This window comes from Bacillus sp. AK124 (genome assembly GCF_053903085.1).
In genome coordinates, this window is record NZ_CP096378.1 from 97,073 (window position 1) to 109,897 (window position 12,825).

The 12,825-nt window shown below is 44.7% G+C and carries 14 protein-coding genes; 12 read left to right on the top strand and 2 right to left on the bottom strand.

Annotated elements, in window-relative coordinates; all coding sequences use genetic code 11:
• Positions 1 to 177 precede the first annotated feature (177 nt).
• The 8 genes from M1E06_RS00505 (at position 178) to M1E06_RS00540 (ending at position 8,454) form a co-directional block, all read left to right on the top strand.
• Positions 178 to 885 (top strand): response regulator transcription factor, encoded by a 708-nt coding sequence (locus M1E06_RS00505; RefSeq protein ID WP_020453567.1) that lies wholly within the window; start codon positions 178 to 180, stop codon positions 883 to 885.
• Positions 882 to 1,889: a sensor histidine kinase gene (locus M1E06_RS00510; RefSeq protein WP_020453566.1), complete on the top strand. Its 1,008-nt coding sequence runs from the start codon at positions 882 to 884 to the stop codon at positions 1,887 to 1,889. Before M1E06_RS00505 ends, M1E06_RS00510 begins: the two co-directional genes overlap by 4 nt.
• Positions 1,890 to 1,980: 91 nt before the next feature.
• Positions 1,981 to 2,745, top strand: a complete 765-nt coding sequence (locus M1E06_RS00515) for an ABC transporter ATP-binding protein (RefSeq protein ID WP_020453565.1) — start codon at positions 1,981 to 1,983, stop codon at positions 2,743 to 2,745.
• On the top strand, positions 2,720 to 4,606 hold the full coding sequence (locus tag M1E06_RS00520; protein WP_020453564.1) for an FtsX-like permease family protein: 1,887 nt from the start codon (positions 2,720 to 2,722) through the stop codon (positions 4,604 to 4,606). The genes M1E06_RS00515 and M1E06_RS00520 overlap by 26 nt, the downstream gene beginning before the upstream one ends.
• 171 nt (positions 4,607 to 4,777) lie before the next feature.
• A complete protein-coding gene (locus M1E06_RS00525) occupies positions 4,778 to 5,866 on the top strand; it encodes an acyltransferase family protein (protein ID WP_020453563.1) in 1,089 nt (362 codons plus the stop codon).
• 183 nt (positions 5,867 to 6,049) lie between these two features.
• Entirely contained in the window at positions 6,050 to 6,277 is a 228-nt protein-coding gene (locus tag M1E06_RS00530) for a FeoA family protein (RefSeq protein ID WP_020453562.1), read from the top strand.
• Complete coding sequence (gene feoB / locus M1E06_RS00535; protein WP_020453561.1) at positions 6,274 to 8,286, top strand: ferrous iron transport protein B; 2,013 nt, start codon at positions 6,274 to 6,276, stop codon at positions 8,284 to 8,286. Before M1E06_RS00530 ends, feoB begins: the two co-directional genes overlap by 4 nt.
• Before the next feature lie 15 nt (positions 8,287 to 8,301).
• Entirely contained in the window at positions 8,302 to 8,454 is a 153-nt protein-coding gene (locus M1E06_RS00540; RefSeq protein ID WP_026580385.1) for a FeoB-associated Cys-rich membrane protein, read from the top strand.
• Positions 8,455 to 8,470: 16 nt separating this feature from the next.
• Here the strand turns inward: M1E06_RS00540 and M1E06_RS00545 are convergent, their stop codons facing one another.
• Positions 8,471 to 8,758: a VOC family protein gene (locus M1E06_RS00545; protein ID WP_043054518.1), complete on the bottom strand. Its 288-nt coding sequence runs from the start codon at positions 8,756 to 8,758 to the stop codon at positions 8,471 to 8,473.
• Between the two features lie 192 nt (positions 8,759 to 8,950).
• Here M1E06_RS00545 and M1E06_RS00550 point away from each other — a divergent pair, with 192 nt between their 5' ends.
• A complete protein-coding gene (locus tag M1E06_RS00550) occupies positions 8,951 to 9,352 on the top strand; it encodes a hypothetical protein (RefSeq protein ID WP_020453559.1) in 402 nt (133 codons plus the stop codon).
• Between the two features lie 24 nt (positions 9,353 to 9,376).
• Here M1E06_RS00550 and M1E06_RS00555 read toward each other — a convergent pair whose 3' ends face one another.
• Positions 9,377 to 10,336, bottom strand: a complete 960-nt coding sequence (locus tag M1E06_RS00555; RefSeq protein ID WP_043054517.1) for an iron-hydroxamate ABC transporter substrate-binding protein — start codon at positions 10,334 to 10,336, stop codon at positions 9,377 to 9,379.
• Between the two features lie 173 nt (positions 10,337 to 10,509).
• Between M1E06_RS00555 and M1E06_RS00560 the strand changes: the two genes are divergently transcribed.
• From M1E06_RS00560 to M1E06_RS00570, 3 genes are all read left to right on the top strand, one after another.
• A complete protein-coding gene (locus M1E06_RS00560; RefSeq protein WP_026580382.1) occupies positions 10,510 to 10,971 on the top strand; it encodes a hypothetical protein in 462 nt (153 codons plus the stop codon).
• A 147-nt stretch (positions 10,972 to 11,118) separates the two neighbouring features.
• Positions 11,119 to 11,769 (top strand): MtnX-like HAD-IB family phosphatase, encoded by a 651-nt coding sequence (locus tag M1E06_RS00565; RefSeq protein WP_020453556.1) that lies wholly within the window; start codon positions 11,119 to 11,121, stop codon positions 11,767 to 11,769.
• The gene (locus M1E06_RS00570) at positions 11,769 to 12,818 is read left to right on the top strand and encodes an iron-containing alcohol dehydrogenase family protein (protein WP_020453555.1); all 1,050 of its coding nucleotides are present in this window, start codon (positions 11,769 to 11,771) and stop codon (positions 12,816 to 12,818) included. Before M1E06_RS00565 ends, M1E06_RS00570 begins: the two co-directional genes overlap by 1 nt.
• The last annotated feature ends 7 nt before the right edge of the window (positions 12,819 to 12,825 follow it).

Genomic DNA, 12,825 nt, shown 5'->3' on the forward strand with positions numbered 1-12,825 from the left:
CTTCTCCTCTTTCATTCAGTTTGTGAATGGTATTATTTTATAAAAAAGGCGCAAGGAGAAGAAATTGATTCATATTACAGTACAATTACATGATTGTAAGGTAGGACGAATCGCGGCGGCTTTTGTTTATCAGACAGCTTCGTGTCATAATATATCCAAACAAAAGGAGAGACCGAGATGCAAAAAGTGATGATTGTAGAAGACGACCCGAAGATTGCCGATCTGTTAAAATCGCATATTGTCAAATATGGATACAACGTTCATGTCGTGAAAGACTTTGACCGTGTCATCGATGAGTTCAGAAGCACGGCGCCTGATCTTGTTCTGCTTGATATTAATTTGCCGAGCTTTGACGGCTATTACTGGTGCCGGCAAATCCGCCAGGAATCGATTTGCCCTGTCTTGTTTATTTCGGCGCGGACGGGCGAAATGGATCAGGTCATGGCATTGGAAAACGGCGGGGATGACTTTATCACCAAGCCGTTTCACGCCGAAATCGTGATGGCAAAAATACGCAGCCAGCTTCGCAGAGCTTACGGGGAGTATGCAGCAAAAGCGGAGGAACGGCTTCTCGAAAAAGAAGGACTGCGGCTGTATCCGGAAAGACTTGAACTGACATTCGGCGGTCAAACGGCTGCTTTGACGAAAAAAGAAGCCGATATTATCGAAAGCTTAATGGAACGCCACCCGAGGATTTCCGGCCGGGAAGATTTGCTGGCCAAACTGTGGGATGATCAGGCCTATGTGGATGAAAACACGCTTAATGTCAACATTACACGCGTCAGAAAAAAGTTTCAGGAGCTCGGAATTGAAGATGCGGTGGAAACAGTGCGGGGCGCAGGCTACCGCTTGAATATATCCTGGGTGAAGGCGGGAGAGGAATGAAGCTTTTTTTCAAAGAACACTATTTGTTGATTGCCGTGCAAGTGCTGCAGTTTATCACGATGCTGTCGGTGTACTGGCTTGATGGGTATCAGCACATCAGGCCGGCTTTTTATGCCGTTTTTCTCGGCTTTTTCTTTCTTGTCTGCTATCTTTTCTACCATTACTATACGCGCCGGAAGTTCTACAAACGGATGACGAGCGGGCTGGAATCATTGGATGACACCTTCAGGCAATCGAATCAGCCCCAATCCCCTCTTTCAGAAGCGCTTGAACAGCTGCTGAAAAGCCAGTACAGGCAATACCGTCAAGAATTAAAGAAGCTGGAGCTTGGACAAAAAGAGCATTTGACCTTCATGGATCAATGGGTGCACCAAATGAAGACGCCGCTGTCGGTCATCGAACTGACGGCTCAAAATTTGGATGAACCGGAATCATCAAGCATCCGCGAGGAGACCGAACGGATGAAAACGGGCCTCAATACGATTCTCTATATGGCCAGATTGCGGACGATCGAGCAGGATTTCCGGATAAAACCGGTCGCATTGGCGGATATCGTTCACGAGGTCAATCGTGAAAACAAGCGCTTCTATATTCGCAGTCAAGTTTATCCTAAGTTCAAGGAAGTCAAAAAAGGCATCACAGTCGAAACAGATGAAAAGTGGCTGTTTTTCATCATTTCCCAATTTGTCAACAATGCGGTCAAATACTCAGCGGGAAAAAGCAATACGGTTATTATTTCTATTGGTGAAAACGATTCGGAGGCGGTATTGGAAGTGACAGATTTCGGCGCCGGCATCCCGGATACAGATCAAAAGCGGGTATTCGACCCGTTTTTCACAGGAGAAAACGGACGCCGTTTCAGAGAATCAACCGGAATGGGTCTCTATTTGGCAAAAGCGGCGGCTGACCAGCTTGGACACCGAATCGAACTTGACTCACAAGAAGGGCAAGGCACGACAATCCGGCTGATTTTCACGGCTACACAAAACCTTACATCGATGTAATGAAAGTGAAAGAAGAATCGATAGTTCATCAACAAGAAATTTAGGTAAACTGATCACAGATCAAAAGTTAAAGGTGAAAGGGGATCTTGTGATGCTTCAGGTCAAACAAGCCAGTAAGATTTACGAAGGAAAAATTGCGTATCGCGCGTTAACGGATATTAACCTAACGATTGATAAAGGTGAATTCGTCGGCATCATGGGGCCGTCCGGAAGCGGAAAAACGACCCTATTAAATATGATTGCAACGATCGATGAACCGACGACGGGCGAAATATTGATCAGCGGCCAAAACCCGCATGTTCTCAAAAAAGAAAAATTGGCTAAATTTCGCCGCAGAGAGCTGGGATTTGTGTTTCAGGACTTTAATCTTCTGCCGACATTAACCGTTGAAGAAAATATCGTACTTCCTTTGACGCTTGACGGTGAAAAGGTCAGGGAAATGAAGCGGAGGGCAAACGATTTAGCTGAAAAGCTTGGAATTACCCACATTATGAAAAAGCGCACATATGAGATTTCGGGCGGTCAGGCCCAGCGCGCTGCTGTAGCGAGAGCGATGATTCATTCGCCGAAGCTTCTGCTTGCCGATGAGCCGACAGGCAACCTTGATTCAAAGTCATCCAAAGATGTGATGGAAATGCTTGAATCGATCAACCGCAACGAAAAAGCGACCATGATGCTTGTCACGCATGACCCTCAGGCGGCAAGCTATTGCAACCGGGTCGTCTTTATTAAGGATGGAAAGCTGTATTCGGAGATCAACCGCGGCGATAACCGCCAAGCGTTTTTCCAAAAGATTCTCGATACACTGTCCTTGTTGGGAGGGGATGCAAATGACCTTTCGTCAGTTCGCGTTTAACAACGTCATTCGCAACAAAAGGCTGTATGCCGCTTATTTTCTCAGCAGCATGTTTACAGTGATGGTTTTTTTCGCATTCGCGATCTTTGCTTTCCACCCGGTGATGACAAGTGATTCTTTGACCTCCGGCATCGGGCAGCATGTTTCCATTGGCCTGTTAGTCTCCAGCGGCATTATCTTTGTCTTTTCTTTCTTCTTTGTGCTGTACTCAATGAGTTCGTTTCTTCAATCGAGAAAAAAGGAATTCGGCGTTTTAATGATCCAAGGGATGTCTATGCGCCAAATTCGCATGATGGTATTTCTTGAAAATATGCTGATTGGGCTTTTTGCGACAATCGGCGGGATTGTGCTCGGACTTGTCTTCGCCAAATTGATACTGCTCACAGCGGAAAATGTGCTGATTATTGATAACAAGCTCGATTTTTATTTTCCGTTGATGGCGATCATTGTGACGTTTATTTCTTTTAACGGCCTGTTCTTATTTATTTCTTTTCTTGTGTCATTTGTGCTCAGGAGCGAGAAGCTGATTGTTCTGCTAAAAGGAAACAAAATCTCCAAAGGGGAGCCGAAAGCATCTGCCTTGCTTACAGTGGTTGCAGCTGTTCTGCTTACCGGAGGCTATTACACCGCTTTGATTGTCAAGAAAATAGGCGTTCTTGTGGCGATGGTTCCGGTGACGATTGTTGTCATTATCGGCACATATCTGCTGTTTACGCAGCTGAGTGTTTATGTGATCCGCAGGCTCAAAAAACGGGAAAGCCTGTTTTGGCGGAAAACGAATATGATTTTGTTTTCTGATCTGTCTTACCGGATGAAAGACAATGCGCGGACGTTTTTTATGGTGGCCATTATCTCTACTGTCGCGTTCAGTGCGATTGGGACGCTGTATGGTTTCCAAACTCTGCTGACAAACGGAATTAAAGATATGAACCCGCATACGTTCTCGTATAAACCGCCGAAAACAAACAAAGACACCGAACAAGACGTGGCTTTCATCAACGACACGCTAAAAGAACGAAATATCAAAACTGACAAAGCATCAGCTGTCCTTCAATATTTCGATGTCGATGGCCATGACATGCTGATTGTGAAAGAATCTGACTATAACAAGTTTGCCGATCTGGTCGGGGCCGACCACGTCAAGCTTGAAGAAGGGAAAGCCGCAGCTGCCGAGTATGATGTCAAGGTTGGCCTAGAGGGAGAAGACGACCAGCCGCTCCCTTCATCAATCCCTCTTGCAACCGGACAAAAGCTGCAGGCTGACAAAACGGTCCGTTCAAAAGCGTTATCTGAAAACAGTTATTATATTGTGACAGACAAAGATTTCGCACAGTTGAAAAAACCGAAAAGCGAAAACCGGTTCTATGCCTGGCAGGCAAAAGAATCTGACGGCATGGCTTTAGTGAAAGCCGGGGAGGTTCTGCAAAAGAAACTGGATCGGATTTATTTCGCGGCTGTAGATTATGAGGTATATGATATAAGCAAAGGGTATGGCCCGGTATTATTTGTTGGACTGTTTATCGGAATCGTCTTCTTCGTTTCAGCAGGAAGTTTTCTCTACTTCCGATTGTACACTGATTTGGACGATGATAAGCAGAAATTCAAATCGATTGCCAAAATGGGCTTAACAGACCGGGAACTGCATAAAGTGCTGAACAGGCAGATCGGCATTCTGTTCTTCGCGCCTATCGCTGTTGCCCTTGTCCATGGAGCTGTGGCGCTGACCGCTTTATCGCATGCCTTTCAGTACAACCTCTTCAAGGAATCTGCAATGGTGCTCGGCGTGTTCTTCGCCATCCAGGTTATATATTACTTCATTGTCCGCTTCTACTATACAAAACAGATAAAAGCGGCGATTTAAAAAAGATTAGACTGCGTCTAACCGAAGCTTGTAGAGAAACCTGTGTTTTTCTACAAGCTTTTTTTATACTTGCAGCCGGAAAATTTGGGACCTATGTATTTTGCCTCTTTCTTCATTTGGATGATTATGTTAATTTGATATTATTTCAAATTTGAAAGAGGAGTGATCGATTTGCAGGTAAAAGAAATATTTGTTATTCGCTTTATTTCCTGCTTAAGCGTTGTTTTGCTTCATGCGATATCGATGGTGCTCATGGTGCGGGCGGACATGCTTGGAGATACGGTTTTCCGGGTTGTTGAATCTTTCAGGACGCTTCTGATGTTCAGTACGCCTGCGTTTATTTTTATTTCCGAATTTTTGCTCGCGCATGCTTACCCTGGCGGCGTTCCGGAAGGGTTTTTAAAAAAGCGGTTTAAAACGATTTTCATCCCTTTTCTATTTATCGCTGTTTTGGATGCTTTTATGACCGCTGGTCTGATGATGCAGCAATTTCATGCATCGGTCATTTTAAAAAAACTGTTGGCGAATATTTTCCTGGGGAATTTCATCGGATATTTCATCCTCGTCATTTTTCAATTTTACTTGTTGCACATGTGCTTCCATTCATTTTTGCAAAAGGCGTCGCCTAAATGGGTGCTTTCGATTTCTTTTGCGGTCACAGCGGCTTATTTGAGCTATTTCACGTTCATTCAACCTCCGGTTGTACAGGAAGAGGCGCCGTTTCCTTTTTCATGGGTGCCGTTTCCCGGCTGGCTCTTTTATTTTTGTTTGGCCTATTATTGCGGCAAAAATTACGAGCGCTTTTTGGCATTGCTGGAACGATACAGGCATGCGGTATATGCAGCGGCTGCTGTGACCGGATGTTTCATTGTAGCGGTTTCCTACTTCGGACAAGACATCGCAGTGACGTCAAAGCGTCCGGATATCCTGCTTTATTCAACAAGCATCATTTTCTTATGCTTTCACCTGTTTTCAAAACTGAAGTCGGTGCCGAAGCTGATCATGATGATCAGCAACTATTCTTTTTCTATTTATTTATTGCACGCTTTTATCCTGATTTTCGGGTTGGTCATTTTAACGAGCTTTGAAAGCATCGGTACGGTTTCGGCTGTTTTGCTCTTGTTTTCGATCTCTACAGGCGTTGCGGTTTTCATATCTTGGGCTGTAAATAAATTGAAGTACGGCTATATGTTTGTCGGAAAAATTTACGTGCCGAAAAAGAGGAGAATCGAGCAAAAAGTGAGCCATCATGCCGGTTAACGACTTAGATTGATAGAGCGAAAAGCCAGAACGGCAGGTTGCACCGCCGGAGCTTTTCGCTTTTTTATATTCTCGCAAAAATGTTCCGGTTTTGACACATCTTCTTTTAAATGGAAGGTGGCTTATTGCCTATAATCATATTATGATAACGATTATCATTTTCATAAGGTGGAGGCCTCAACAATGGTTTTAGCTGAATTAAAACAAAAAGAGAGAGCAAGAATCATAGATTTTTCAGAAGTGAATGAACTTGTTCAGCGCAGGCTCATACAGCTCGGGATGAAAGAAGAAGCTGAAATTTGCGTGCAGCGGAAATTGCCGTTTGGCGGACCGTTCATGTTTGAGTCAGGCGGACAGTGCCTCGGCATACGGCTTGAAGAAGCAAAAAAGATCAGGATTGAAAAACTATGAACAGCCGGCAGATTGCCCTTTTCGGAAATCCGAATACGGGGAAGACGTCATTGTTTAATGCGCTGACAGGCTCCTATGAGTATGTCGGAAATTGGAGCGGGGTGACCGTTGAGAAAAAGGTGGGACTGCTTCGCCATAAACAAGGAATGATGGTCGATCTCCCCGGCGTTTATACATTGAGCCCGCTGTCCCGCGATGAAGGGGTCGTCACTGACTTCCTGCTCAACGAATCATTTTCAGACATATTGAATATTGTCGATGCATCCCAATTAAAGCGGAATTTGCACTTAACTGTGCAACTCCTCGAATTTGGTCATCCGCTCACAATCGGTTTAAATATGATCGATGTCGCAGGACAGCGAGGCGTCTTCATTGATCATCAAAAGTTGTCTGCAGCGCTAGATGTTCCGGTGATTCCTGTGATTGCCCGCAGCGGCAAAGGGTGTGATGAACTGAGCCGGCATTTGCTTCTTGAAAAAGAAAAGAGAACAAAGCCGCTCGTCATCAATTACGGAAGCACAGTAGAAGAAGCGATTGGCAGGATCGAGTCGATCATACCGGAACGTCCCGGCGTTTTAAAACGGTGGATGGCTCTTCAATATTTGGAAGGCAACTCGAAAATGAAAGAGCAGCTGGAAGACGCGGCCGACAGCGAACGGTTAAAGGAAATTTACGAGGAGACAGAAAAACGCCTTCTTCAGGAACAATCCGCAAAATCGCTGCATCAGCATATTTACAATGAGAGAGAACGATGGATTGACCGCATCATGTCATCCTCTGTTGAATATCAGTCAGATCGAAAACAGACGCTGACTGAACGCGTGGATCAGATCGTTACGCATCCGGTGCTTGGCATTCCGATTTTTTTGTTGTTCATGTATCTCATGTTCATGCTGACGTTTGACTGGCTTGGTGTTCCATTGTCTGATACACTGGACGGTTTCATCGGCGGACCGCTGACGGAATGGACGGCTTCGGCACTGTCGGCAATGGGAGCCAGCCCGTTTATCGAGGCGCTCATTCTCGATGGGATCATTGCCGGTGTCGGCGGTGTCCTCGTTTTCGTCCCGCAGATTTTTATTCTGTTTTTCTTCATTTCGGTGCTCGAAGATTCCGGGTACATGGCGCGTGTGGCCATGGTGATGGACCGTCTGATGGAGGCGATCGGTTTAAACGGTAAAGCCTTTATACCGCTGATCATCGGCTTCGGCTGCAATGTTCCGGGCGTCATGGCTGCACGAACTGTAGAGCAGCCTAAGGAAAGACTTTTGACGATTATGCTGACGCCATTTATGTCCTGTTCGGCAAGACTTCCGGTTTATGCTTTGTTTGCAGGGGCTTTTTTTGCGGCTCATCAGGCTTTCGTCGTCCTGACCTTGTATGTGCTGGGCATTGCTGCGGCGCTGGTGCTGGCGAAGTTTTTATCCTCATCCAAGCTCAAAGAAGAAAAGTCGTTTTTCGTGATTGAACTGCCGCCTTATCGTTTGCCTCAAGCGCGTACATTGTGGCGGGCAACATGGGAAAAGGGCAAAGGTTTCGTCCGCAAAGCCGGGACTTACATTTTTGGCGGTTCTGTCCTCATTTGGCTTTTATCGTATACAGGGCCCGGTGGAACGGGCGTTGAGATGGATGACAGCTTTTTAGCAATGATCGGCGGAGTGCTCGCACCGTTGTTGATGCCGCTGGGGTTCGGCACATGGCAGGCAGCGGCATCACTATTAACCGGTTTTCTGGCGAAGGAAGTTGTCGTTGCTTCGATGAGCATCATCTATTTCGTACCTGAAGCCCAGCTGCAAGGCATGATGGCTGAGCAATTTACACCGCTGGCCGCTTACGGATTTATGGCTTTCGTTCTTTTATACGTACCATGCCTCGCGACAGTCGCGGTGATTAAAAAAGAAACAAACTCGAAAAAGTGGATGTTCCTGTCCATTGTTTACGGACTGGCCATTGCGTATGCGATCGCGTTCTTGATTTATCAGGGCGGAAGATTGCTTGGGTTATCATAGGAAGGATGTGAGGGCATGTTGTTTAATATCACGATCGGAGCGCTCATCTTCGGTTATGCGGCATGGACGCTTATTAAATTTGTCAGACGAAGCCGGAAAGGAAAATGCGCCGCCTGTGAATTAAATCGTACGTGTCAATCGGCTTGTGATGATGTGAAAAACAGCTGAGGTGCTCAGCTGTTTTTTAGACTTGCATTTCACTCATCAAAGCGAGGGTATTTCCTTCGGTATCTTTAAAGAAGGCCATCCAGGTTTCCGTTTGCTCGATTTTCGCCGCCACATGCGGCTCTATTGGAAAAGAAACGCCTTTTGTAGCGATTTCATTATATACTGCCGGCAAATCTTCAACTTGAAAATAGATGACGGAGCTTGCATGAGCAAATTCATCTTTTTCCGGGAGACTGAGAAGAAGCCGCAGCCCGCCGCGGTCTTGAACCGGTACCCCAATTTGTCCAACCTTTTTGATTCCCATCATGATCCCTCCCTTTTTTGTCATTATTTTCATTTTACGCAATTGATTCCAAAATATCTATTTTTCGCTGTGTTTTTTGTTTCACGTGAAACAGCGGGGGGCATGCGTGTTAAATCATTGTTTTCATGGATGTTTATTGTTAACATGGTTTCTGTTGGTTTAAATGGAAATAGTAGAGAGGAGGCGAACGTAATGAGTGAAAATCAAAAGGCTGACCAGGAAAGAAAAGTTGGATATGAAGGGTTTGTGCTTCTTCTTTCACTCATCTTTATTTCCATCTTTATCACGACCTCATACGAGATACCGAGCAATCTGTTACTGATCATTCTTTTTTTCATTGGCAGCGGCTATTATTCTATTAGGCTTGTGAGCAAAGGTCTGTTGAGAAAAAAGAGGGGACTTGGCTTTAAAGCCGGGTTGTTTGCCTTTGTCGTTTGGATGGCATTATCTTTTCTGTTTCATGACATTTCTTATCCATTTACTTTGGAAGGGTTATCATTTCAAATATTGATGTTTTTTCTTTTCTACATTCCTTTCTTTTTTATCTTTCAATTTGCTTTTAAGATTTCAAACATTCAAGAAAGAAAACAATAAAAAAAGCTGGAAATTCCAGCTTTTTTACTTATTCTCTTTCTCACGCTTCACCAGCATTTCCGTAATCAAATCAACCTGTTTGCTGACAGAGATCGGATCGTACGGGTAGAACGTGTCAAAGTCGTTGATAAAGACACGATTGTTTTTGACGGCGTCAAGGTTTTTCCAAATGGAAGACTGCTTGAGTTTGTCCAGCGTCTTGCTGTCGCCGTTCGGGTTATAGTCTGTTACAAACATGTAGTCGGCAGCATATTCAGGTACGACTTCCAAGGATAGTTCTTTGATGTCGCCTTTTTTGAAGATGTCCTTTTGAATCTTTTCAGGCGCTTTTAAGCCGAGCGCGTTGTACACGGCTTGGCCTCCGCGGCCGCCGTTGTCATTGAACACCCAGAATTGTCCTTTTTCTGTGTTTTCATAAATACCGAAAGTAGCCTTTTTATCGACGACTTGAGCGATTTTTTTCCTTGCTGATTTCGATTTCTGTTCGAAATCGGCAAGGAATTGTTCAGCTTCTTCTTTAGCTCCTGCAATGTCGCCAAACATCTTAACGGTTTCCTGAACATTTTTCGCCGTATTATAAGGAATCACAACGGTCGGTGCGATTTTGGACAGTTTGTCGTAATTTTCATCGTTCATGACAACAATTAAATCAGGCTTCAGTTTCATGACTTTTTCCACATTAATTGGGTCGCCTAAATCTGTCACATCTTTCATACGGTCCTTTAAAAACGGATTGGAGAAAGACCACGAGCCGGAGCCGACGACATTGGCGCCGACCGTGAACAGTTCACCGGCATAAAAGTCTGTCACGATGCGCTTTGGATGTGTTGGAATGTCTACTTTTCCACGCGTTGATTGATATGTTCTTGTCGTTTCTTCAGACGCTTTTTCTTTGTTGCTGTTTGACGAATTGCCGCCTCCACAGGCGCTGATCACGATACACAACAGCATAACTAAACCGATTATCAATAAGTTCTTTTTCACTTGACCCTCCTGTTGATATAAAGCATATGAAATTATCTAAGTGATAATGATTCGCATTATCAATGTAAATATAGCAAATGAATCCCTCTTTCGTCTATCACTTTTTTTGCTAAGTATGATTAGTGCTGTTTTGGTTAATTTGTTACTATAAACAGAAAAAGGATTGATGAAGTATGGCAGAAACGAACCCGGTGATCAAAAAACTGCAGTTCAAGGATAATGGACAGCCTGTACTGATCGTGAATCCGCCAGAGGCATACAGCGGCATCATGGCTGAATTTCAAGGCCATGTCGATCATCAGGCCGAAGCTGACCGGTACGATTTTGTTCAGGTATTCGCAGCGACCAACGCAAAGTTGCAGGCTTTAGCTAAAGAGGCTGAGCGTCATCTGGCTGAAGACGGACTGTTTTGGCTTTGCTACCCGAAAAAATCTTCGAAAGTCTACAAAGGATCGGACTGCAGCCGCGACACAGTAGCCGGACTGCTTGCGGACCAAGGCTATGAACCGGTTCGGCAAATTGCAATAGATGAAGATTGGTCTGCGCTCAGGTTTCGCAAGACGGAAAACATTAAAACGATGAAGCGCAAATTTGCCGTGACGGAAAAAGGTAAACAGCGTACAGATCAAGAATGATCATATATGTCTCTTTTCAGAGAGGCAGATGATTCAGCTTGTGAACGAAAGTACACAAAAAAGAAATAATATTATGTTCAATGTTTCACAAACTTTTTGTATAATGAATCTAATCTTTTAAAATACCATAGAAAAGAGGTATGCAGTATGAAGAAATGGGCATTTGTATCAGACTTTGATGGGACGATTTCCAAACAGGATTTTTACTGGATGGTCATTGATAAATATTTTCCGGAAGGCCGTGAATTGTTCAAGAAGTGGAAGGCCGGAGAATTAAAAGATATCGAGTTTTTGGGAACTGTTTTTGCTTCAATTCATCAAAGCGAGCAAAAAATCATTGATGACATTCATTCCATACCAATTGATGAATATGTGCCAGACTTCATTCAGCATGTCCAGAAAAACGGCGGCGATTTCTACATTTTAAGCGCCGGCACGAATTATTACATTCATTATATTTTAAAGAAATACGGGATTACAGACGTTGAGGTCTTTTCAAATAAAGGCTTTTTTAAAGAAGACAATGTTCATTTGGACATTGATGAGAATCATTGGCATTACTCTGAGCGCTATGGGATTGATAAATCAAAGGTCATTCAGAAGCTGAAAGAAGAGTACGAGACGATTTATTTTGCAGGTGACAGTGAACCGGATTCCCACCCGGCTAAATTTGCGGATGTAACATTTGCAAAGGATGCGCTCCAGGATTTGCTTCGTCAGCAGGGGGTGCCATTTGTAGCCGTTGAAACATTTGAAGACATTGAACAGTATCTTAAAGAAAAAGGGCGGATCGTCTAATGCCGCGCCAGGTTACCAGCATAGCCATTCCCGCGGTTTTGGACATTAGTGAAGGCGTGCTTGGCCGGTTGGATGAGATATTGAGAAAGCATCAGTTTGACAAGGCGATCATGTTTTTTGACGATTTTTCCTATCAGCAGTATGAGCACTCATTAAAAGCCGCCTTTCAACATGTCAAAGTAGAAGCTGTTTTGCTGCCGTCCAACCTGGACATACAGGAGCTTTTGAAGCAGGCATTTTCAATCGGGAATTACGATGTCATCATTGCCATGGGCGGCGGGTATGTTGTCGATTGCGGAAAATACATCGCTTTTTCCAAGCGGACCCCGTTCATCAGCATTCCGACGTCGGCATCCAATGACGGGTTTGCGAGCAGCAATTGCTCGCTTCAAGTCGAAGGAAAAAAAACAACCGTGCCGGCAAGGGTTCCGTATGGAATCATAGCTGATTTGAGTATCATTCAAAAAGCGCCGGAGCACTTTATTTTGGCGGGGATCGGCGATTTGATGTCCAATATTACGGCACTTTATGATTGGGAGTTTGAAGAGCGGCACGGGGTCAGCGATGTAAATGCGTTTGCGTCGATGCTCAGCAAGAAAGCGGTCAACAGCTTTGTCCGTACACCGATGCAGGATATTAAACAGCCGATCTTTTTAAAAGAGCTTGTCAGCTCTTTGACAATGGGAGGCATCGCCACGGAAATCAGCGGAAACAGCGCGCCGATCAGCGGTTCTGAGCACCTGATTTCCCATGCGTTGGACAAAATTGCGGAAAAACCGCAGATGCACGGCATTCAAGTCGGGGTAGCCACCTACATCATGGCTCATGTACAGGATCACCGGGCTGAGCGGATTGAAAAGGTGTTTACGAGAACAGGCTTTTTTCAATATGTGAAAACACTGAATCTGAACAAAGATGAGTTTCGCGAAGCGATCAATTTGTCGCACACTGTCAAGCCGAACCGCTATACGTACTTGCATGAAGCCGGCTATCGCGAAAAAGCGCTTCGCATCCTTGATGAAGATCCGATTCTGCAGGAAATATTTTAAGCAGGCC